Source organism: Pseudomonas sp. PDM17 (genome assembly GCF_014851985.1).
Lineage (GTDB): Bacteria > Pseudomonadota > Gammaproteobacteria > Pseudomonadales > Pseudomonadaceae > Pseudomonas.
This window is the reverse complement of sequence record NZ_JACVAT010000003.1, coordinates 764,130-785,438: the sequence shown is the minus strand read 5'-3', so window position 1 is coordinate 785,438 and position 21,309 is coordinate 764,130. Positions and strand designations below refer to the sequence as shown.

Here is a 21,309-nt window from a genome sequence, read left to right as displayed (position 1 = left end):
TCAGGCCTCGGCCAGCGCCCGATTCAGAGCCTGCTCCAGGCTCTGCTTGTAACGCAGGAAATGCACCGTCTGCAGCTCCCCGCCTTCGCGCATGGCCGACAGGTCCAGGTCGGTGATGTAGCAGGGGTAGCGCTCTTGCCCACGCCGACGATCGAGGATATGCCGGGCCGCGGCCTGGAACAGCTCGCTGCCGAACTCCAGCTCCGAGAACTCGCGGTGGTTGCAGAACAGCGTGGTGCGCGCGCGCTGGCCTTCGCCCGGTTCGACGATCGCCTGCACGTTGTAGAACGGCAGGGCTTCCAGCGGTTGTGGCGCGTTGCGTCGCTCGATGCGTTGGGCGCGCTGGTGGCCGTTGGTCACCACTTCGTAGAAGAGGATGTCGGCGCCCACCGGCCCCTGCGCCTCCAGTAACGAGATCACCGCGTTGCGGCGGTACTGCACCGATTGCAGGAAACGCTGCAGCGGCAGCAGCAGGCCTTCCTCGGTGTCGTATTCCTGGCGGCGCCGCCAGAGGGCGTTACGCTCGTCGAGGATAGTGACTTCCGCGCTGCCTTCGTCCAGGCGGTAGAACACCTGCACGGTGTTGGCCCGGCCCAGCGGCAGGATCATGGCGAGGTCGTCGCCCTCCAGCGCATGCCGGTCCAGTTGCAGGAAGCCGCTGTCGTCCTGGGTGTCACCCAGGTGCTCGACCAGCGCCGGCAACCCGTCGATCACCCGATGGCTGACGCTGCCCGGCACCAGGTGCAGCAGGTGGAAGTGCTGGCGTACCTGCAGCAGGTAGCGCCCGCCCTTGCCACTGGCGAGTTGTGCATGGGCGTCGCGGAACAGGTCTTCCACACGCTGGGCGATGGCCGTGGCGCGGTTGCGGCAGAAACAGCGCACCAGCAGGCGCGGCGGCGGAGCGTCGGAGGGCACGCTGTTGAGGAATTCGCGCAGGCAGTCGAGCAGCGCGTGCGGCCCGGAGTAACGGCTGACCAGCAGTTCGTTCCAGCTGTTCAGGGTGATCTGGTCGAGGGTCAGCACCAGGTTGTCGCGCACGCCGGAATAACCCAGCGAGTCGGTGCGCTCGGTGGTCATGTGCACGTTCATCTGGCTGTGCTGGCGCAGCGGGTCGACACCGACATTCACCAGCAGCAACACCTGCGAAGGCACCGCGCTGCGCAGCAGGGCGCTTTCCGGCACCTCGTTGAGCGGCAGCGGAACGGCCTGCTGCAGGCAGCCCAGCAGGTTCTGCAGTTCGAACTCGGTCAGGTCGCTGCTGCCCGGTTGCAGGGACAGCCGCGTAGTGGCGTCGATCACCCCGTTGCGGTGGCTCCAGGTGAGCAATTCCATGAGGTCGCGGGCGCGGCGCAGCGGGGCGAAGTCGGCCATCTCCTGCAATGACAGGTTGCCGCCGAACAGCGCCCAGTACGGCGGTTTGCCAGCCTCGCCGCCAGGCAGTTGGGCAAGGGTGAGGATGTCTTCGGCCATGTCCGGGGCGATGCCCGGGTTGATGAACTCGACCTTGCCGGCCTTGCGCTCGAAGGCGGCATACAGGCGCCGGCCGAGGATGCCCATGTCCCGCGGGTTGATGCCGCTGGCGGCGTGCTGCAGGCGGGCGAACTGCGAGAGGAAGCGGTAGCTGTGGGTCAGTTCGTTGACCAGCGCGCGGCGCTCCAGCAGCACCTGGCGGACCTTCCACTGGCTGCGGCTGTCGAGTTGGGCGAAGGCACGGCTGTCCCACTTCCAGGGCGCCGAGACGCGCTCCATCACTTTGCGCTGCCAGCTCTTGTGGCCCTGGCGCGGCGGGCGGCTGAGCTTCTTGCCGACCTTCAGGTAGAGGCAGCGGCGGATCAGTTCCAGGCGCTCGGTCTCGCCGCGCTCCTTGAGGTACTCCTCCAGGCGGCGGTAGAGCATGACGTAGGGGTCCAGTTCCTCCACGTCCAGGCGCCCGGCGTAGATCGCCTGCTTGTAGCGCAGGCTCAGGCAGGACACCTGCGGGTGTTCGCTGGCGTAGACCTCGGTGAGCAGCAGCTTGAGCACCGATTTGTAGGGCGACTCGATGCCCTTGAACAGTTGCCACATGCCGGCGCCGATGAACTCGCCCGGCGGGATGCGCGCCAGGTGGCCGAGGTCGAGGACGTCGTCGGCGCGGATGAAGCGCTTGCTCAGCAGTGTCTGGCAGTACTCGGCGTAGCGGTTCTCTTCGTAGACCGGCACCAGCCACCACAGCGGCGTGCGGCCACCGAGCCAGATGGCGGTGCGGTAGAACTCGTCCAGCAGCAGGTAGTGCTGGCTGGTGCCGCAGTCGTCGGAGGTCAGCCGGGCCTCGCGGGCGCCCTGGGTATAGTGCTGCGGGTCGACCAGGAAACAGTGCACTTCGGCGCCCTGGGTGGCGGCCCATTGTTCGAGCAGCTCGCACTTGCGGCGCAGCTCCGCCAGCTCACGCTCGGTGAGGTCGGAGGCGTGGCAGACCCAAAGGTCCAGGTCGCTCTGCTCGGCCTGGGCGACGGTGCCCAGGCTGCCCATCAGGAACAGCCCATGGATCGGCAGCGGCAGGTTGCCACGGCGGGTCTTGTAGCTGAAGGAGCGGGTCAGGCGCTGGGCTTCGGCGAGGATTTCGTCGTCCGGGACGAAGTTCGACAACCCGGCGGGCGTGCTGGCCGACACGTAGCCGGGCAGCAGCGGATGGTTCACGTCCAGCAGCAGCGGCAACAGCTTGAGAACCAGCTGCTGGCGCGTGGAAAGCGCTTCGCTGGCCCGATGCAGGCGCGCGGCGTTGACCTTGAGGAAGCGTTGACGCAGCTGCGTCAGCACCTTTCGGTCGATGCCGTCGTCGATGTCCGGGCGGATCTCGGGGGTGAGCGTCATGGCGTACTGCTGTCTGGCCAGCGGCGCCGCATCAGGGAATGCGGCGCTCGGAAGTGTGCCAGTTTATCGCCCGCTCGCGGGGGAACTTGAGGTCAGCTGCGCAGGATGCCGAGCAGGACTTGGGCGTGCTCGGCGGCGTCAAGCCCCAGGCCGGTGAGATAGCCGCCGTCCTGCTTGTCGATCAGGCCCTTGGCGTGAAGCCGGCCGGCAGCCGCCACGGCTTCGGCGGAAGCATCGTGGTGGACTTTCAATCCCGCCTGGCTGTTCTCCAGGTCAAAGAGCGCCAGCAGGTCCAGTTCCTCAACCATTTCTTTCGTGAAAGCCATTCGCCTAACTCCCGATGGTCAATGAGGCTTCAGTGTAGTCTCAAGTCAGACCGGTTCGGCAAGCGCTGTTATGCCGCTGTCTCATTCGGCAACAGTACCGTCGGGCAGGGTCGGCAGCGCGCGCAGGGCCTGTTCGTACCACTCGCCGTTGAACGGGCGGTCCTCGGCCAGCATCGCCTCGATCTCGTGGGCGAGCACCAGGGCCATCAGGTGCAGGGCGTCTTCGCGTTCGTAGCCGACCAGGGTCAGCTTGTTGAACACCGCGCGGGCCGCTGCCGGGCTCTCGCTCTCGATCTGGTTCTCGATGGCCTGGATCAGGGTGTCTTCGGCGAAGGCCTCTTCGCCATCATCGTGTTCGCTCATCTCGGGATTCTCCGCTGGGCTTGTGAAGCGCCGGGAAGTTGGCCACCCTGCGGGGCAACTTCAGGTGCGTAAAAGGATCGTCGGGCGACATGATCACCTATTACACCCTCGTCGGCGACCGCCTGGTGCGCCACAACGGCAGCGAGTGCCACGGCATGCCCAAGGACACGCTGTGGATCGATCTGTTCCAGCCCACGGCGCAAGAGGAGCAGTTGCTGGAGTCGATCATCGCGGTGGATGTGCCGACCCGCGAGGAGATGGCCGAGATCGAAGATTCCTCGCGCTTCTACGAGAGCAATGGTGCGCTGTACATGACCACCAGCGTGGTCGGCGGCATCCGCGAGCACAATCCCACCGTCTCGGAAGTCACCTGCGTGCTGACCCCGCATTGGCTGGTTACGGTGCGCTATACCGATCTGCTGGCCTTCCGCACCTTCGAGACGCGCACCCAGCGCGGCGGCTGCGAGGGTCGCAGCGACCAGCTGTTCGTGACCCTGATGGACAGCGTGGTGGACCGCATCGCCGACGTGCTGGAGATCGTCCAGAAGCAGCTCGACAGCCTGGGCACCAGCATCTTCCGCGAGGGCCCGGCCAGCGAGAAAGCCGACCTGCAGGAAGTGGTCAAGCAACTGGGGCGCAAGAACTCGCTGCTGTCAAAGCTCAACGAGAGCCTGCTGAGCATCAGCCGGCCGCTGTCGTACTTCCGCCAGGGCAGCAATGGCTGGATCAGCGACGAGGTGAAGCTGGGCATGAAGTCGGTGGAGCGCGATGTACGCTCGCTCAGCGAGTACCAGACGAAGATGGCCGGGGAGATCACCTTCCTGCTGGACGCCACCCTGGGCCTGATCAACATCGAGCAGAACAGCATCATCAAGGTGTTCTCCATCGCTGCCGTGCTGTTCCTGCCGCCGACCCTGGTGGGCACGGTGTACGGCATGAACTTCGCGCACATGCCGGAGCTGCAATGGCTGGCCGGCTACCCCATGGCGCTGGTGGCGATGGTGATCTCGGCGATCATTCCCTATTACTGGTTCAAGTACAAAGGCTGGCTCTAGACGGGGTTGATGCGGGTCAAGAAGGGCTTGCGGCACGGGTAGCACAGTGGAGGGCCGTCCCCACGTCTCACAGGAGGAGACCATGGCCCAGCAGCCCAAGCCCCGGCAGCCCATTTCCCAGGAGAGCCTGCCGCAACCCGAAGCCAGCAAGCCCGCCGCCGCGGCGCTGCCCGAAGTGACCACCGAGGGCGGCGCGCAGATCCAGGCGCAGAGTCAGGGCCCGGTCGCGCTGACCGTCGCCATGGCCCCGCGCGGCAGCAACGAGGACTCTGGCTCCGCCCAGCTGCCCGCCAGTTATCCCTACCGCAAGCGCCTGCAGCGCAGGGAGTACGAGAAGGCCAAGGCCGAACTGCAGATCGAGCTGCTGAAGGTGCAGAACTGGGTGAAAGAGACCGGCCAGCGCATCGTCCTGCTCTTCGAGGGCCGCGATGCTGCCGGGAAGGGCGGCACCATCAAGCGTTTCACCGAACACCTCAACCCGCGCGGCGCCCGCGTGGTGGCGCTGGAGAAGCCCAGCGACGCCGAGCGCGGCCAGTGGTATTTCCAGCGCTACATCCAGCACCTGCCCACGGCCGGTGAAATCGTCTTCTTCGACCGCTCCTGGTACAACCGCGCCGGGGTCGAACGGGTGATGGGCTTCTGCTCGCCGCGCCAGTACCTGGAGTTCATGCAGCAGACGCCGGAGCTCGAGCGCATGCTGGTGCGCAATGGCATCCACCTGTTCAAGTTCTGGTTTTCGGTGAGCCGCGAGGAGCAGCTGCGCCGCTTCGTCTCGCGCCGCGACGATCCACTCAAGCACTGGAAGCTGTCGCCGATCGACATTCAGTCGCTGGACCGCTGGGATGACTACACCCAGGCCAAGGAGGCGATGTTCTTCCACACTGACACCGCCGACGCACCCTGGGTGGTGATCAAGTCCGACGACAAGAAGCGCGCGCGGCTCAATTGTCTGCGGCACTTCCTGCACAGCCTGGACTACCCGGGCAAGAACCCGAAGATTGCCCGTGCCCCGGATGCGCTGCTGACGGGCCGCGCCGCGCTGATGGACCGCGACGAGCTGGAGCGCCCGGCGCAGGCAATGGTCCCGGTGCAGATACCAGAGCCGGAAGCCCTCCCGGCCTGAGGCGTTACTGCTGGCTGATCAGCATGAGCTGGCCGGAGACCGCGCGGGCGTTGCGATCGACGATGATCGGCGCCCAGGGCCGGCCGGAAGCGCTGACGCCGCTGTTGCTCTTGCTGTTCATGTCCAGCAGCGCCTTGCTCAGGTACTCCCAGCGGGTGCGCAGTTTCTTGGTCGCGTCGCTGTCGGGCAGCTGGTCGATGCGCTGGGTCAACAGCGGCACCAGTACGCCCTCGTCCTGGCCGAGGTATTCCTGCGGCTGCTCGCGGGCCAGCTCCAGGCCGCTGATATAGGCGCGCCCCAGGTACTGGGTGGCGAGGTACTCGACGCGCACCGGCAATTCCCATAACGGAATCTGGCTGGCGTCGGCGGTGGCGGGGACGAAACGTTCGATCTGGTTGAGCAGGTCGCGCAGGGAGCGGCTCAGGTCCTGGTTGTAGCGCCAGGGCAGGTCTTCTTCCTTGGGGCCGTAGGAAACGCCGTTGCGAATCTGGGTAACGAATTCCGCATGGGCCTTGCGCAGGGCATCGTCAGCCTTGGGGTAGGCCTTGACGGCGTTGTCCAGCGTGGCCAGGTCCTTCTCCAACTGGGCGGCGTGGCCTTCCTGGAAGCCTTCGCCGCGCAGCAGCAACAGGCTGTTGATCGAGCGGCAGGTATAGACCTGCAGGGTCTGCAGCTGCAGTTCCTCGCTGGGAAGGTTGGCCTGGGCGGCGAGGGCGAAGAGTCCGAAACAGCACAGCATGAACCCACGAACGACATCGAGATTCCGGAGCATGGCGGAGGCGTCCTTATTGTTATTGTGAGCCGCGCGATTCGCCGGATGTGTGTCTTTCTGGCGCCAGAAACGCAGCTATCCCTAGGCTAGCCGCGAACGCAGCCGCTGCAACCGACCGAAAGAGTGATTTGTGCAGGTGATGCCTGGTGCGGGCGATGCTTTGTAAGGGGTTGCCCTGAACGGGTGAGGCTCTGTACGGGTGAAGGTGCCGACGGAAGGTCAGGAGGGGGGAGGACTGCTCTGGGGAGAGAGCCGGACCTTCCGCCGGGCTTGAGGGGCAGGCTGGCGTCAGAAGCGCCAGTAGGCGGAAAGGGTGGTCTGGTCGAGGTCGATATCGCCGACGTCCAGGTATTCCTGTTCCAGGCGCACGCCCAGGCCGCCAATCACGTCCATTTCGCCGCCGAAGCCGTAGAGTGGGTCCACGTCGTCGGACTTGCCGGCGGCATCGTTGTCGGCGTGCCAGGCGTGTACGCCGGCGATGCCGTACAGGCGGATGCGCTGGCCGATGGGGAAGCCCAGGTGCACGTTGGCCTGCAGCGACTGACCGTCGAAGTGTTTGTCGCCGTCGCTCATGTCGCCGAAGTCGACCACCGCGCCTTCCAGGGACAGGTAGTTGTTCAGGCGGTAGCCGGCGTACAGCTTGTAGCTGTCGTCCTGGTCATCGAAGGAGCGGTCGTCGATCTCGAGGCGGGTGACGCCGCCCCCGACGTAGAGGCCGCTGTCGTCGGCCATCGCCAGGGCCGGAGCGGTCAGGGCGAGGGCGCAGAGGAGTTTCGAAAGGCGCATAGGATTCCCTTGCGGCTGGCGTTGAGCGCCGGCCGCCTTGCTGTCTTGCGGAGGGTTGGGTGCCGCTCTGGCGCGGGCTTTTCGGCTCCGGCGCAGCGGCGGGGGCATTAGAGCGGGGCGGTGGCGTGCGCGACCATCGAAGCTTGTCGAGACTCGTCTGGCTTTTGTTCTAGAGGCTGCCGTTCTGGAGGCTGTCGGCGAGCGTCAGGCGTGGGCGGCCTGGCGCAGGCGTTCGCGGTCCAGTATCTCAATGCCGCCGTAGCTCAGGCGCACGATGCCCTGGGCTTCCAGCTCCTTGAGGATCTGGTTGGTGGTCTGCCGCGACAGCGACAGCATGGCCGCCAGTTGCTCCTGCGGCAGGTGCAGCTCGCGCTTGGCGGTGGCTGACTCGCCGTAGCCTTCGGCAATCATCATCAGGCGCCGGGCCAGGCGCGGCGCGGCCGGCAGAAGCGACAGCTCCTCCAGCACGGCGAAGGTGATGCGCAGCTTGTGGCTCATCAGCAGGGCGAAGTCGCGCCAGTACTCCGGGTGCCGCGCCAGCAGCGCCTGCAGTGGCGCCAGAGGCACTTGCAGCAGCACGGTGGCACCTTCGGCGTAGGCGTCATGGGTGCGCGGCTGCCCGTCGAACAGGCAGATCTCGCCGAACCAGTTGGGCGCTTCCACCAGCGCCAGCAGTGCTTCCTTGCCGGTCTCGCCGACCACGCTGACGCGCATCGCACCTTCCACTACGCAGTACAGACCGCAGGGCGCATCGCCGCGGGCGAACAGACGCTGACCGGCGGGCAGGCGGCGCACTGCGGCGGCGTCGCACAGGGCCTGGCGCAGTCCCTCGGGGAGGGTCTGGAACCAGCGGCCATCTTGCAGGCAGGCGAGGTAGGGCTTGGCGTCGGTCATGGGCAATGTCGGCTAGCTGACAGAGTGGCAAGGCACAGATCGCCATCATGCCAGTACCTTGCGGGAGAACAACAATGAAAACTCTGGTCGATCACCTTGCCCAATATGCCGCCTACCACCGTGACCGGCGGAACATCGTCAGCCATTTCATCGGGATTCCGATGATCGTGCTGGCCATCGCCACCCTGCTGTCGCGCCCCGGCTTCGAGTTGGCAGGCCTGCTGATCTCGCCCGCCACGTTGCTGGCGCTGGCCTCGGTGGTCTTTTACCTGCGCCTGGACCTGCGTTTCGGCCTGCTGATGACCGCGCTGTTGGCGCTGTCGCTGTGGCTGGGCGCCGGCTTTGCCGCCGGCAGCACCGCCTACTGGCTCACCTGGGGTATCGGCCTGTTCGTGGTGGGCTGGATCATCCAGTTCGTCGGCCACTGGTACGAGGGGCGCAAGCCGGCGTTCGTCGATGACCTCACCGGGCTTATCGTCGGTCCGCTGTTCGTTGCCGCCGAAGCGGCCTTCCTGCTCGGCCTGCGCGATGAAGTGCGCCTCGCCGTGGAAGAGCGCGCCGGCCCCACCTGCATCCGCGAGAAAAAGGCGACCGCCTGATTCGCTTCAGTCCGTACCGCTGAGTTGGCGCAGGATTCGCGCACTGTCGGGGTCGGCCGGGAAGAAGGTTTCCAGGGCCAGCTCCGACAGCGTCACGTCCACCGGTGTGCCGAATACCGTGATGGTGCCGATCAGGCTGCACACGCCCAGCTCCGTCTGCAGCTGCACCGGGATCAGCACCATGTCGCCGCTGGTCGCCTCGTCGCAGGGTGGCGCCGGATAGGCTGCTACCTCGTCGCGCAGCGCCGCCAGCGCGGGATCGCCGCTGGCTTCGAAGTCGCGCTGCAAACGCTCCACCACATGCGCCTTCCACGGCCCGAGATTGAGGATGCGCGGTGCCAGCCCCTTCGGGTGCAGGCTCATGCGCAGCACGTTGATCGGCGGCTGCAGCAGTTCGGGGTCGACGCCAATCAGGAAGATGTCCACCGTGCGGTTGGAAGCCAGCAGGTTCCAGTGGCGGTCCACCACCATCGCCGGGTTCGGTTCGTGGGCCTTGAGCAACTGATCGATGGCCTGCCGGGCCACGGTCAGCGCCGGGTCGTCCAGGCCCTTCTCCGAGTACACCGGGGCGTAGCCGGCTGCGCTGAGCAGGCGGTTGCGTTCGCGCAGGGGGATGTCCAGCTGTTCGGCCAGATGCAGCAGCATCTCGCGGCTGGGCAGGGCGCGACCGGTTTCGACGAAGCTCAGGTGACGCGTGGAAATCTCCGCATCGCAGGCGAGGTCGAGCTGGCTGAGCCGGCGGCGCTGGCGCCATTGGCGGAGCAGGGCGCCGACTGGTTGGGCCGGGTTTTCGTGGGCTGATCTGTTCATGGCTTCGAACGATAGACCTGCTGTCCGGTAACGGCCATTACCTGGCAGGTAATCGACGCTCCTACGTCCCGGGCGGATTCTTCAGCCACACGCCGCCAACCGGTGGCGACCCCTGAAGGAGCTTCGCCATGACTCTGCTGCAATCCTCCCCGCTGCTTCGCCTGACCCTGAAAGTCGATGCCATCGCCGGTGGCGCCATGGGCCTGCTGATGGCCCTCGCCGCGCAACCGCTGGGCGAACTGCTGGGCCTGCCCTTCGTGCTGTTGCTGGTGGCCGGCATCGTGCTCCTGCCGCTGGCGCTGGTGCTCTACTGGATGAGCAATCAGAGCGTTCTGTCGCGCACCGGCGTCTGGGCGGTCATCGCCCTGAACGCGCTGTGGGTGGTGGAGAGCGTCGCCCTGCTGGTGACCGGCTACGTGCAGCCGACCGCCCTGGGCTACGCCTTCGTCGTCGGCCAGGCGCTGGTGGTCCTGCTGCTGGCCGAACTGGAGTTCTTCGGTCTGCGCCGGTCGGCTGTCCTGGCCTTGTGAATGCAACAACAGGAGGGCGCATAACGCGCCAGCGATATCCGCCGGACAGGAGCCGGCGGATAACCTGTTCCAGGTTATGCGCCCTACGGTGCTGCGGGATGCGGAACGCGTTATGCCAAGGCTTCGCGGACGAAATCGAGGCGATCCTGGCCGAAGAACATCTCGTCACCGACGAACATGGTCGGTGCACCGAACATCCCGCGCTTGATCGCCGCCTCGGTGTTGGCCTTCAGCGCATCCTTCACTTCCTGCTCGGCGGTCAGCGCCAGCAGCGCCTGCGGGTCGAAGCCCGCCTCAGCCAGCAGCGGGCCGAGCACCGCCGGGTCGCCCAGGTTCAGCGCGTCCACCCACATGCCCTTGAACACGCAGGCCAGCAGCGCTTCGAAGCGTTCCGGCTGGCGCAGCTGCACGCCGGTGGCGGCGCGCATCAGGGTGAGGGTGTTGATCGGGAAATGCGGGTTCATCTTCAGCGGCACGCCGTAGCGGCGGGCGAAGCGCAGCATGTCGATCATCGTGTAGCGGCCCTTGGCCGGGATGGCGATGGGCGAGGCATTGCCGGTGGCCTGGAACACGCCGCCCAGCAGCACCGGGCGATAGACCAGCCCGGCTCCTGCCTCGGCGCAGATCGCTGGCAGCTGGGTATACGCCAGGTAGGAAGTCGGGCTGCCGAAATCGAAATAGAACTCGACGCTCTTGCTCATGAGTGGCTCTCTTTCTTGTTGTCGTTATGGGCGGATTACCAGCGCTCGATCCAGGGGCGCAGGTCCAGCTCGAAGGTCCAGGCATCGCGCGGCTGGGAGTGCAGGTACCAGTAGCTGTCGGCGATATGCTCGGGATCGAGAATGCCGTCCTGGTCCTTCAGCGCGTAGCGCTCGGGGAAGGTCTCACGGATGAATTCGGTATCGATGGCGCCATCGACGACAACGTGGGCGATGTGCAGGCCCATCGGTCCCAGCTCGCGGGCCATGCTCTGGGCCAGTGCGCGGATGCCGTGCTTGGCTCCGGCGAAGGCGGCGAAGCCCGAGGCGCCGCGCAGGCCGGCGGTGGCGCCGGTGAAGAGGATCGTGCCGCGCTGGCGCTTGACCATGCGCTTGGCCACTTCGCGGCCGGTGAGGAAGCCGGAGAAGCAGGCCATTTCCCAGATCTTGAAGTACTTGCGCGCGGTCTCTTCGAGGATGCTGCAGGGCACGTTGGCGCCGATGTTGAAGACGAAGGCCTCGATGGGGCCGATGTCGCGCTCGATGGTTTCCACCAGCTCGATCACCGCCTCTTCCTTGCGCGCGTCGGAGGCGAAACCGTGGGCCTCGCCGCCTTCGGCGCGGATCTGCTCCACCAGCGGCTGCAGCTTGTCGGCCGAGCGCCGGGTGACGCAGGCGACGTAGCCCTCGCGGGCGAAGCGGCGGGCGATGGCGCCGCCGGTGGCATCGCCGGCGCCGATGACCAGGACGACTTTCTTGTTCGACATGCTCGTTTCCTCAGGGTTGCGCGAATTTGGTAAACGGTCGTTAGGTAAACGAACGTTATGTTACTCTCGGCTCCAACGTCAACCGCTTCACCGGAGTCGCCCCGATGCGCTACTCAGCCACCCACAAGGAAGAAACCCGCCAGCGCCTGCTCGACAGCAGCGGCGCGCTCGCCAAGCAGGGCGGCTTCGCCACCAGCGGGGTGGACGGACTGATGAAGGCGGTGGGCTTGTCCGGCGGGGCGTTCTACAACCACTTTGGCTCCAAGGACGAACTGTTCGCCGCCATCGTCGAGCGCGAGTTGCAGCAGAGCGTCGAGCGCCTCGCGGCCAAGGGCAAGGTGCTCGATCGTGCGCGCCTGGAGCGCGGCCTGAAGCGCTACCTGAGCGTTACCCACGTGCAGGACGCTGGCGCCGGTTGTGCGATTCCGGCGCTGGGCGCGGAGATCGCCCGCGCCGATGAGTCCGTGCGGCAGAGCGCCGAGGATGCGCTGGTGGAGTTGCAGCAGGCGTGGGCCGAGGCGCTGGGTTCGCCGGAAGACGCCTGGGCGTTGCTGGCGCAATGCGTCGGCGCGCTGGTCGTGGCGCGGATGGTTGCCAGCGAGAAGACGCAGAAGGCGATCATCGAGTCGAGCCGGGACTTCCTGCTGCGGCATCTCGACGAAAAGTAGACAACGGCCCCCCTGGGTTATCCGCCGGGATGGCGGATAACGCCTTAGGCGTTTTGCACCCTACGGGTTAAAGCCCGCGGATGGCGAGGTCGGCACCGAGCAGCAGCAAGCCGCCGAAGAAGCAGCGGCGGAACGCCAGCGGGCTGATGCGCGAGCGCAGCCAGGTACCCAGGTACATGCCCGCCAGTGCCGGCAACAGGGCCAGCAGGGACAGGCCGAGCACGTCCGCCTGCAGCAGCGAGCCGTGCTGGCTGAGGGTGATCGCCAGGGCCAGCGTCGAGACGGTGAAGGACAATCCCAGTGCCTGCACCAGATCGTCCTTCTCCAGCCCGAGAGCCTGCAGGAACGGCACGGCGGGAATCACGAAGACGCCGGTCACGGCGGTGACGCCGCCGGTGATCACGCCGATCAGCGGCGACAGCCAGCGCTCGTGTTTCGGCGCCACGCTGAAGCGCTTGCTCGACAGTCCCAGCAATGCATAGAGGATGAGTGCGACGCCCAGCAGCGGCGTGGCTGCCGGCCAGTTGCGCCCGGCCAGCAGCCAGCCCACCACCAGGGTGCCGATGACGATGCCGACGAGCATGCCCCACATCCGCTTGAGCAGCCCGAGGAAGCGCGGCCCGGCGGCGAGCTGCCAGATATTGGTGACGGTGGACGGCACGACGAGAATCGCGGCTGCCTGCATCGGCGGCATCACCAGCCCGAGCAGCCCGACGGCGACCGTGGGCAGGCCGAGGCCCACCACGCCCTTCACCAGGCCGGCGAGGAGGAAGGTGAGGATGATCAGTTCGAGGTGCTGGGGGAGGGCGTCGAACATGGCCGGGCCTTGTTGAAAGCAGGGTCGGCAGGATACGAGGGTTTTGCAGTCAGGGGAACGTGTGGCCCCTCTCCCCAGCCCTCTCCCTGAAGGGAGAGGGAGCTATCCTCTGCACCGCCTTCACTTCAGCGTCAGCCGGCTAGCACCGGGGTTTCAGATCACGCTGAACGGTCCCCTCTCCCTTCAGGGAGAGGGTTAGGGAGAGGGCAAGCCCTCGCGCAGGAGCATGAAGCGGAAGACCGCCCGATCAGATATTCGCCACCGGCTGATACGCCTTCGGCTTGAAGTACAGCGTCTCGCCACGGGCCAGACCGGTCAGGCTGTCGTGGTCTTTCACCACTTCGGCCTCGATCAGCTCGTCCTGGCCGTCGACCTTGAGGGTTACTCGGGTGATCGCGCCCAGCGGGCGGATGTCGCGGACTTCGGCGGCTCGGTGCTCGGCCACTTCGGAGCGCGACAGCGAGATTTCGTGCGGGCGGAACAGCACGTGCTCGTCACCGCCGATGTGCAGGCGGTTGGAGTCGCCGAGGAAGTGGTAGACGAAGTCGCTGGCCGGGTTCTCGTAGACCTCGCCAGGGGAGCCGATCTGCTCGATCACGCCCTTGTTCATCACCACGATGCGGTCGGCGACTTCCATCGCTTCTTCCTGGTCGTGGGTCACGAACACGGAGGTCAGGTTGATCTCCTCGTGCAGGCGCGCGAGCCAGCGGCGCAGCTCTTTACGCACCTTGGCGTCTAGGGCGCCGAAGGGTTCGTCGAGCAGCAGGATCTTCGGCTCCACCGCCAGCGCGCGGGCCAGGGCGATGCGCTGGCGCTGGCCGCCGGAGAGCTGCTCCGGGTAGCGGTCGGAGAGCCAATCCAGTTGCACCATGTTGAGCAGTTCGTGGACCTTCTCGGCGATGCGCGACTCGCTCGGGCGTTCCTTCTTCGGCTTCATGCGCAGGCCGAAGGCGACGTTGTCGAACACCGTCATGTGGCGGAACAGCGCGTAGTGCTGGAACACGAAGCCGACGTTGCGATCGCGCACGTCGTGCTGCGAGACGTCCTCGCCGTGGAACACGATGTTGCCCACGTCCGGGGTTTCCAGGCCGGCGATGATGCGCAGCAGGGTGGTCTTGCCGCAGCCGGACGGGCCGAGCAGGGCGACCAGCTCGCCGCTGTGGATGTCGAGGTTGATGTCGTTCAGCGCCTTGAAGGCGTTGAAGTTCTTGCTGACGTTACGGATCTCGATGCTCATGGCGTGGCTCTCACTTATTCATCGTCAGCTTTGACTTTGGTGCGGGACAGGCGCGACTCGCTCCACTGCTTGAGCAGCAGGATGACCAGGGCCATCAGCAGCAGCAGGGTGGCGACGCTGAAAGCGGCGACGTGGTTGTATTCGTTGTAGAGGATTTCGACGTGCAGCGGCAGGGTGTTGGTGACGCCGCGGATGTGCCCGGAGACCACCGACACCGCACCGAACTCGCCCATGGCCCGCGCGGTGCACAGCACCACGCCGTAGATCAGGCCCCATTTGATGTTCGGCAGGGTCACGTGCCAGAACATCTGCCAGCCGTTGGCGCCGAGCAGGCGCGCGGCCTCTTCCTCCTGGGTGCCCTGTTCCTGCATCAGCGGGATCAGTTCGCGGGCGACGAAGGGGAAGGTGACGAAGAGGGTGGCCAGGACGATGCCGGGCACGGCGAAGACGATCTGGATGTCGTGGTCCGACAGCCACTCGCCGAAGTAGCCCTGGGCGCCGAACAGCAGCACGTAGATCAGGCCGGCGATCACCGGCGAGACCGAGAACGGCAGGTCGATCAGGGTCACCAGGATGCTCTTGCCGGGGAACTCGAACTTGGTCACGCACCAGGCGGCAGCGATGCCGAACACCAGGTTCAGCGGCACCGAGATGCCCACGGCAATCAGCGTCAGCTTCAGCGCGGCCAGCGCGTCGGGTTCCAGGATGGCGTCGAAGAAGGTGCCGAAGCCCTGCTTCAGCGCCTCGCTCAGCACCACGAACAGCGGCAGCAGCAGGAACAGGGCGAAGGCCAGCCAGGCCAGTGCGATCAGGGCGCGGCGGCCCCAGACATTACCCCGGCGAGCAGCGTTGGCAGCGGCCGCGGCGGAAAGGCTTGCGGTACTCATGGCGCGCTCCTCAGGGTGTTTCGATGCGGCGTTGCAGCAGGTTGATCAGCAGCAGCAGGACGAAGGCGACGACCAGCATGAGCACGCCGATGGCAGTGGCGCCGGTGTAGTCGTACTGGTCCAGCTTGACCATGATCAGCAGCGGCAGGATCTCGGTCTTCATCGGCATGTTGCCGGCGATGAAGATCACCGAGCCGTACTCGCCGACGCCGCGGGCGAAGGCCAGGGCGAAGCCGGTCAGCCAGGCCGGCAGCAGCGCCGGCAGCAGCACATGGCGGAACACCTGCAGCGGCTTGGCGCCCAGGCAGGCGGCGGCTTCTTCCACTTCACGCGGGATATCGGCCAGTACCGGCTGCACGGTGCGCACCACGAAGGGCAGCACCACGAAGGTCAGCGCCAGGGTGATGCCCAGTGGGGTGTAGGCGATCTTCAGGCCGATCTCGGTGGCGAAGCGGCCGACCAGGCCGTTGGGCGCATACAGCGCCGTGAGCGCGATGCCGGCCACGGCGGTGGGCAGGGCAAAGGGCAGGTCGATCATCGCGTCGATGATCTTGCGTCCCGGGAAGCGGTAGCGCACCAGCACCCAGGCCAGCAGGGTGCCGATCACGCCGTTGATCAGGGCGGCGATCAGCGCGGTGCCGAAGCTCAGCTTCAGCGCGGCGATGACCCGCGGCGCGGTGATGATGGTCCAGAACTGATCCCAGGAGAGCTGGGTCGTCTTGAGGAACATGGCCCCCAGCGGAATCAGCACCAACAGGCTGAGATACACCAGGGTGTAGCCCAGAGTCAGCCCGAAGCCGGGTATGACCGGGGAGATGCGTCGCGACATTGTCTGTCCTTTCTCATGAACGCGTTGAGCCCCCGCCATGGGGCGGGGGTTTTCCTTTTCGCGCAGGCTGTGCACCGGCCCGCGCGGATCGGGCCGCCCGGCGCAAGGCCGGGCGGGTGGTACATCACTGCGCCTGGTAGATCTTGTCGAAGATGCCGCCGTCGTTGAAGAACTTGGGCTGCGCGACTTTCCAGCCGCCGAAGTCCTTGTCGATGGTCACCAGGTTGAGTTTCGGGAACTGGTTGGCGAACTCGGCAGCGACCTTGGCATCACGCGGGCGGTAGAAGTTCTGCGCGGCGATGCGCTGGCCTTCTTCGCTGTACAGGTACTTCAGGTATTCCTCGGCGACCTTGCGGGTGCCTTTCTTGTCGACGGTCTTGTCGACCACGGCCACCGGCGGCTCGGCCAGGATGGACACCGACGGCACGACGATCTCGAAGTTCTCGCCGCCCTGTTCCTTCTTGGCCAGGAAGGCTTCGTTCTCCCAGGCCAGCAGTACGTCGCCAATGTTGTTGTTGACGAAGGTGATGGTCGAACCGCGGGCGCCAGTGTCCAGAACCGGCACGTGCTTGTACAGGTTCTGCACGTATTCCTGGGCTTTCTCGTCGCTACCGTATTCCTTCTTCGCCCAGGCCCAGGCGGCCAGGAAGTTCCAGCGGGCGCCGCCGGAGGTCTTCGGGTTCGGGGTGATGACTTCCACGCCCTGCTTGGTCAGGTCGGCCCAGTCCTTGATGCCCTTGGGGTTGCCCTTGCGCACCAGGAACACGATGGTCGAGGTGTAGGGGGTGCTGTTGTCGGGCAGGCGGGCCTGCCAGTCGGCGGGCAGCAGCTTGCCCAGCTTGTTCAGTTCGTCGATGTCGCCGGCCAGGGCCAGGGTCACCACATCGGCCTTCAGGCCGTCGATCACGGCGCGGGCCTGTTTGCCCGAGCCACCGTGGGATTGCTGCACGGTCAGGTCGTCACCGCCCTGGGCCTTCCAGTGCTTGATAAAGGCGGCGTTGTAAGCCTGGTACAGCTCGCGGGTCGGGTCGTAGGAAACGTTGAGCAGTTGGGTCGCGGCGGAAACGGGGCCTGCGATGAGGGCGCTGGCCAGTGCGGCCAGGGCGAAACGGCGGATGGACATGTGCAGCTCCTGAAAAAAATGCAGTTCTTTATGTTTGTTTGGCAGGGTCTTTCGGGGGCGATCTCAGCCACGCATTCGTGGCTGGCTGCTGCAGTACCGGTGGGGCAGTGCGGTCATGGCGACGCTCCGGTGGTCCAGTCATGCCCCTTAATACAGGGGCGCGTCGGCTCAGGCAGGTTTGCCGGGGCTCTGCTGCAGGCGGAATTTTTCCTTGCGCTCGATCTGCACGACCTGGCCGTTGTGCACGGTGATCTCGACGGCGCCGAAACGCAGGCCACGCAGGGCGCTCTGCACTTCGCGCAGGATGTTGGCTTCGTCCTGGCCGTCCAGGCTACGGAGGGTTGCGCTCATGGGTATCTGCTCCTAGTGGGTTTACCACCGGCCGTTTCATCGTCGGCGCGTGCGGTGTGAGCGCATCTTAGGCAGGAGCTGGATATTCTTAAAAATACTGTTTAAGAATTTTTATATATCCGAAAGTTTTTAACGCGATTTCATGCGGGGTCGCGCGGCAATTGTGCCAGCAGCTCGGTGGCCGGCTGCGGTGCGCCGTACCAGTACCCCTGGCCGAAATCGCAGGCGTGGGTGAGGAGGAAGGCGGCCTGGTCGGGCCGCTCGATGCCCTCGGCGACCACCTGCAGGCCCATGCTCTGGCCCAGGGCGATCACCGCGCAGGCGATGGCGGCATCCTCGGATTCGTCCGGCAGGCCGGCGACGAAGCCCTGATCGATCTTCAGCTTGTGTACCGGCATGCGCTTGAGGCGCATCAGCGAGGAATAGCCGGTGCCAAAGTCGTCGATGGCCAGGTGCACGCCCAGCAGGCGCAGTTGGCAGAGCAGCTCCAGGGCCTGGTCGAAGTTCTCCATCACCGCGCTTTCGGTGACTTCCAGCTCCAGGTGATGCGGCTCCAGGCCGCTCTGCTCCAGGGCCAGGGCCACGCGCTCTTCCAGGCCGCCACGACCGAACAGCCGGCTGGAGACGTTGACCGCGATGAAGTCCAGGTCGATGCCTGCGTCCAGCCACTGGCGCATCTGCCGGCAGGCCTGGTCGAGTACCCAGGCGTCGATGGCGGTGATCAGGCCGCTTTCCTCGGCCACCGGGATGAACTCGCTGGGCGCAATCAGTCCCTGGCTCGGGTGCTGCCAGCGCACCAGCGACTCGACACCGACCATGCGGCCGGTGGCCAGGTCGTGCACCGGCTGGAAGTACAGGCGCAGTTCGTCGTGGTCCAGCGCGTGGCGCAGCGCTGATTCCACCTGCACGTGGGAGCGCGCGCGGGCGGTCAGCTCGGGGGTATAGAAGGCGTAGAGGTTGCGCCCGCTGGCCTTGGCCTGAAACAGCGCGGCGTCGGCGTGCTGCAGCAGGTGGTCAACGTTGCGCGCGTCCTCGGGGAACAGGCTGACGCCCAGGCTCACCGACATGTAGATGATCTGTTCATTGACCTCGAAGGGCGCGCTCATCGCTTCCAGCAGGCGCTGGGCGAGGCTGCTGGCGTGGTGCGGCTGCTGGCTTTCGAGGACCACGGCGAACTCGTCGCCGCCCAGTCGCGCCAGGGAGCAGCGTTCGTCCAGGCAGTCTTCCAGGCGCTTGGCCACCGCGCGGATGAGCAGGTCGCCGATGGTGTGGCCGAGGCTGTCGTTGATGTGCTTGAAGTGGTCGAGGTCGATGCTCAGCAGTGCGCCGCCGCTCTGTTCGCGCTCGGCACGGGCCAGCGCCTGCTCGATGCGCTCGCGCAGCAGCAGGCGGTTGGGCAGGCCGGTCAGCGGGTCATGGTGGGCGAGGAAATCCAGTTCGTGCTGCGAGCGCTTGAGGCTGCTGAGGTCGGAGAACACCGCGACGTAGTGGGTCAGCTCGCCCTCGTCATTACGCACGGCGCGGATGTGCTGCCACTGCGGGTACACCTCGCCGCTCTTGCGGCGGTTCCAGATCTCGCCGCTCCACACGCCGTTCTCGTGCAGAGCGGTCCACATGCGCTGGTAGAAGGCGTCGTCCTGGCGACCGGACTTGAGCAGCGACGGCTGGCCGCCGAGCACGTCCTCGGCGCTGTAGCCGGTGATGCGCGAGAAGGACGGATTGGTGTGCACGATCACGCCGCGCGCGTCGGTCACCAGCAGGCCTTCCTGGGTCGCCTCGAACACGGCGGCGGCTTGGCGCAGGTGGTCTTCGTTGCTGCGCTGGTGGGTGATGTCACGGTTGACGCCGGTCAGGCGCAGCGGGCTGCCGTCCTCGCCGCGGGTCAGGCGGCCGCTGCTGCGAACCCAGCGGTAGGTGTCGTCGCTGTGGCGGATGCGGTAGACGCACTCCAGGCGCGTGCTCAGGCCCTGGAGGCAATCCTGGTGAAGGGCCAGGACGCGCGCGCGGTCTTCCGGGTGCAGGCGATTTTCCCACAGCAGCAGGTCATCGCTCAGGTGCTCCAGGGGCAGGCCGAGCAGGTTGGCGTAGCCGGAGGAATAATGGACGCGCTGGGTCTCCAGGTCCCAGTCCCAGATGCCGTCCTCGACCACCGCGAAGGCGCGGCTCAGGCGTTGCTCCTTGTCGGCCAGCGCGGCGAAGGCGGCGTGCTGCCGGCGAAAGTGCCGCCAGAGCAGGAAGAACAGCACGAGTGAGGTGATAGCCAGGAACAGGTACTTCTTCACCTCCATCCAGTGCATCAGCGAAGCGGGATCGATGAGCAGCTTTTGTAACCATTGGTCACTGAGCAGCACCCAGAGGGAGCCCAGGGCCAGGTACAACAGACTGATGCGCAAGGCGCTGAGGCGAGGATTCATGCGGTAGTGGGTTGGATTTATTGGCTGTGCAGTATAAATGATGGCCACGTGGCCACATTCGTATCTAAAAGACCGGATGGTAATCCGGACCTGCTTGGTGATAATGCGGCTGTCTTTTCCCGGTACAGTGCGCCCAGCAGGGCGTAGTTCTACCCCCTTCCGAGGTACAGTATCGCCTATGTGGTACAACGGTTTCCTTGACCTGTCGCCGTGGCAACTGGTGGCAGTCACCCTGGTCCTGACGCATATCACCATCGTCAGCGTCACCGTCTATCTGCACCGCTACTCGGCGCACCGCGCGCTCGAGCTGCATCCGGCGCTGCAGCATTTCTTCCGTTTCTGGCTGTGGATGACCACGGCCATGAACACCCGCGAGTGGACCGCCATCCACCGCAAGCACCACGCCAAGTGCGAAACTGCCGAAGACCCGCACAGCCCGGTGTACAAGGGCCTGGGTACCGTGCTGCGCACCGGCGCCGAGCTGTATCGCAAGGAGGCGGAGAATCCCGACACTCTGCGTATCTACGGCAAGAACTGCCCGGAAGACTGGATCGAGCGCAACGTCTACTCGCGCTACCCCATCGGTGGCATCGTGCTGATGGCGATCATCGACCTCGCCCTGTTCGGCGTGCTCGGCATGACTGTCTGGGCCGTGCAGATGATGTGGATCCCCGTGTGGGCCGCCGGCGTCATCAACGGCCTGGGCCACGCCGTGGGCTACCGCAACTTCGAATGCCGCGACGCCGCCACCAACCTCGTGCCCTGGGGCATCCTGATCGGCGGTGAGGAACTGCACAACAACCACCACACCTACCCGAACTCGGCGAAGCTGTCGGTGAAGAAGTGGGAATTCGACCTGGGCTGGGCCTGGATCAAGGTGTTCAGCTTCCTGCGCCTGGCCAAGGTCGCCCGCGTGGCTCCCATCGCGCACCGCGTGGAAGGCAAGGGCAACCTGGACATGGACACCGCCATGGCCATCCTCAACAACCGTTTCCAGATCATGGCCCAGTACCGCAAGCTGGTGATCGGCCCGCTGGTGAAGCAGGAACTGGCCAAGGCCGACGAGTCGGTACGCCACCTGTTCCGCCGCGCCAAGCGCCTGCTCTCGCGTGAAACCAGCCTGCTGGAAGAGCGCCACCATGCGCGCATCCAGGACCTGCTCGCGCAGAGCCAGTCCCTGCAGGTGATCTACGAGAAGCGCCTGGCCCTGCAGCAGATCTGGGTGAAAACCAGCGCCAACGGCCACGACATGCTCGCCGCGATCAAGCAGTGGGTGCACGAGGCGGAAGCCAGCGGTATCCAGTCCCTGCGCGAGTTTGCCGAGCAACTGAAGACCTATTCCTTGCGTCCGGCCGTCTGATTGGCGGAAACGTCCTAGGACGTTGAGAGATGTGTCTCAGAAAAGCCCGC

General features: G+C 65.8%; 22 protein-coding genes. 6 read left to right on the top strand and 16 right to left on the bottom strand.

Features of this window, described 5'->3' with window-relative positions; genetic code table 11:
• From IB256_RS13735 to IB256_RS13725, 3 genes are all read right to left on the bottom strand, one after another.
• A complete protein-coding gene (locus IB256_RS13735; RefSeq protein ID WP_192293524.1) occupies positions 1-2,850 on the bottom strand; it encodes a class I adenylate cyclase in 2,850 nt (949 codons plus the stop codon).
• Positions 2,851-2,942: 92 nt separating this feature from the next.
• Positions 2,943-3,176 carry a TIGR02647 family protein gene (locus IB256_RS13730; protein ID WP_081515198.1) on the bottom strand — a complete coding sequence of 78 codons (234 nt, stop codon included), beginning with the start codon at positions 3,174-3,176 and terminating at the stop codon, positions 2,943-2,945.
• Positions 3,177-3,257: 81 nt separating this feature from the next.
• Complete coding sequence (locus tag IB256_RS13725) at positions 3,258-3,539, bottom strand: hypothetical protein (RefSeq protein WP_192293522.1); 282 nt, start codon at positions 3,537-3,539, stop codon at positions 3,258-3,260.
• 89 nt (positions 3,540-3,628) lie between these two features.
• Between IB256_RS13725 and IB256_RS13720 the strand changes: the two genes are divergently transcribed.
• Together IB256_RS13720 and ppk2 are read left to right on the top strand one after the other, a co-directional pair.
• A complete protein-coding gene (locus IB256_RS13720; RefSeq protein ID WP_081515200.1) occupies positions 3,629-4,594 on the top strand; it encodes a magnesium transporter CorA family protein in 966 nt (321 codons plus the stop codon).
• 241 nt (positions 4,595-4,835) lie between these two features.
• Positions 4,836-5,717 carry a polyphosphate kinase 2 gene (ppk2, locus tag IB256_RS13715; RefSeq protein ID WP_225601768.1) on the top strand — a complete coding sequence of 294 codons (882 nt, stop codon included), beginning with the start codon at positions 4,836-4,838 and terminating at the stop codon, positions 5,715-5,717.
• Between the two features lie 4 nt (positions 5,718-5,721).
• Here ppk2 and IB256_RS13710 read toward each other — a convergent pair whose 3' ends face one another.
• The 3 genes from IB256_RS13710 to IB256_RS13700 form a co-directional block, all read right to left on the bottom strand.
• Positions 5,722-6,489: a hypothetical protein gene (locus IB256_RS13710; RefSeq protein WP_192293518.1), complete on the bottom strand. Its 768-nt coding sequence runs from the start codon at positions 6,487-6,489 to the stop codon at positions 5,722-5,724.
• Between the two features lie 288 nt (positions 6,490-6,777).
• Positions 6,778-7,275 carry an outer membrane beta-barrel protein gene (locus tag IB256_RS13705; protein ID WP_192293517.1) on the bottom strand — a complete coding sequence of 166 codons (498 nt, stop codon included), beginning with the start codon at positions 7,273-7,275 and terminating at the stop codon, positions 6,778-6,780.
• 204 nt (positions 7,276-7,479) lie between these two features.
• Positions 7,480-8,169, bottom strand: a complete 690-nt coding sequence (locus tag IB256_RS13700) for a Crp/Fnr family transcriptional regulator (protein ID WP_192293515.1) — start codon at positions 8,167-8,169, stop codon at positions 7,480-7,482.
• A 74-nt stretch (positions 8,170-8,243) separates the two neighbouring features.
• Between IB256_RS13700 and IB256_RS13695 the strand changes: the two genes are divergently transcribed.
• The gene (locus IB256_RS13695) at positions 8,244-8,768 is read left to right on the top strand and encodes a DUF962 domain-containing protein (RefSeq protein ID WP_192402909.1); all 525 of its coding nucleotides are present in this window, start codon (positions 8,244-8,246) and stop codon (positions 8,766-8,768) included.
• A gap of 6 nt (positions 8,769-8,774) precedes the next feature.
• Here the strand turns inward: IB256_RS13695 and IB256_RS13690 are convergent, their stop codons facing one another.
• Entirely contained in the window at positions 8,775-9,578 is an 804-nt protein-coding gene (locus tag IB256_RS13690) for a helix-turn-helix domain-containing protein (protein ID WP_192293511.1), read from the bottom strand.
• A gap of 128 nt (positions 9,579-9,706) precedes the next feature.
• Here IB256_RS13690 and IB256_RS13685 point away from each other — a divergent pair, with 128 nt between their 5' ends.
• Positions 9,707-10,108 carry a hypothetical protein gene (locus IB256_RS13685; RefSeq protein WP_081515207.1) on the top strand — a complete coding sequence of 134 codons (402 nt, stop codon included), beginning with the start codon at positions 9,707-9,709 and terminating at the stop codon, positions 10,106-10,108.
• Between the two features lie 110 nt (positions 10,109-10,218).
• Here IB256_RS13685 and IB256_RS13680 read toward each other — a convergent pair whose 3' ends face one another.
• Positions 10,219-10,809, bottom strand: coding sequence for a 2-hydroxychromene-2-carboxylate isomerase (locus IB256_RS13680; protein WP_192293509.1), 591 nt, complete (start codon positions 10,807-10,809; stop codon positions 10,219-10,221).
• Between the two features lie 35 nt (positions 10,810-10,844).
• Positions 10,845-11,573, bottom strand: a complete 729-nt coding sequence (locus IB256_RS13675; protein WP_192402907.1) for an SDR family oxidoreductase — start codon at positions 11,571-11,573, stop codon at positions 10,845-10,847.
• A gap of 104 nt (positions 11,574-11,677) precedes the next feature.
• On the opposite strand from IB256_RS13675, the gene IB256_RS13670 reads away from it, so the two are divergent.
• Positions 11,678-12,241 carry a TetR/AcrR family transcriptional regulator gene (locus IB256_RS13670; protein ID WP_192293505.1) on the top strand — a complete coding sequence of 188 codons (564 nt, stop codon included), beginning with the start codon at positions 11,678-11,680 and terminating at the stop codon, positions 12,239-12,241.
• A 67-nt stretch (positions 12,242-12,308) separates the two neighbouring features.
• Here the strand turns inward: IB256_RS13670 and IB256_RS13665 are convergent, their stop codons facing one another.
• From IB256_RS13665 to IB256_RS13635, 7 genes are all read right to left on the bottom strand, one after another.
• On the bottom strand, positions 12,309-13,058 hold the full coding sequence (locus IB256_RS13665) for a sulfite exporter TauE/SafE family protein (RefSeq protein ID WP_192402905.1): 750 nt from the start codon (positions 13,056-13,058) through the stop codon (positions 12,309-12,311).
• Between the two features lie 247 nt (positions 13,059-13,305).
• Positions 13,306-14,295, bottom strand: coding sequence for a sulfate/molybdate ABC transporter ATP-binding protein (locus IB256_RS13660; protein WP_138213714.1), 990 nt, complete (start codon positions 14,293-14,295; stop codon positions 13,306-13,308).
• Positions 14,296-14,309: 14 nt separating this feature from the next.
• The gene (gene cysW / locus IB256_RS13655; protein ID WP_192402903.1) at positions 14,310-15,182 is read right to left on the bottom strand and encodes a sulfate ABC transporter permease subunit CysW; all 873 of its coding nucleotides are present in this window, start codon (positions 15,180-15,182) and stop codon (positions 14,310-14,312) included.
• A 10-nt stretch (positions 15,183-15,192) separates the two neighbouring features.
• Complete coding sequence (gene cysT / locus IB256_RS13650) at positions 15,193-16,011, bottom strand: sulfate ABC transporter permease subunit CysT (protein ID WP_017520777.1); 819 nt, start codon at positions 16,009-16,011, stop codon at positions 15,193-15,195.
• A 124-nt stretch (positions 16,012-16,135) separates the two neighbouring features.
• A complete protein-coding gene (locus IB256_RS13645) occupies positions 16,136-17,134 on the bottom strand; it encodes a sulfate ABC transporter substrate-binding protein (protein ID WP_045215475.1) in 999 nt (332 codons plus the stop codon).
• Between the two features lie 168 nt (positions 17,135-17,302).
• A complete protein-coding gene (oscA, locus tag IB256_RS13640; RefSeq protein ID WP_017520779.1) occupies positions 17,303-17,485 on the bottom strand; it encodes a sulfur starvation response protein OscA in 183 nt (60 codons plus the stop codon).
• Positions 17,486-17,625: 140 nt separating this feature from the next.
• A complete protein-coding gene (locus tag IB256_RS13635) occupies positions 17,626-19,899 on the bottom strand; it encodes a putative bifunctional diguanylate cyclase/phosphodiesterase (RefSeq protein WP_192402901.1) in 2,274 nt (757 codons plus the stop codon).
• 178 nt (positions 19,900-20,077) lie between these two features.
• Between IB256_RS13635 and desA the strand changes: the two genes are divergently transcribed.
• The gene (desA, locus tag IB256_RS13630; RefSeq protein WP_081515215.1) at positions 20,078-21,259 is read left to right on the top strand and encodes a delta-9 fatty acid desaturase DesA; all 1,182 of its coding nucleotides are present in this window, start codon (positions 20,078-20,080) and stop codon (positions 21,257-21,259) included.
• The last annotated feature ends 50 nt before the right edge of the window (positions 21,260-21,309 follow it).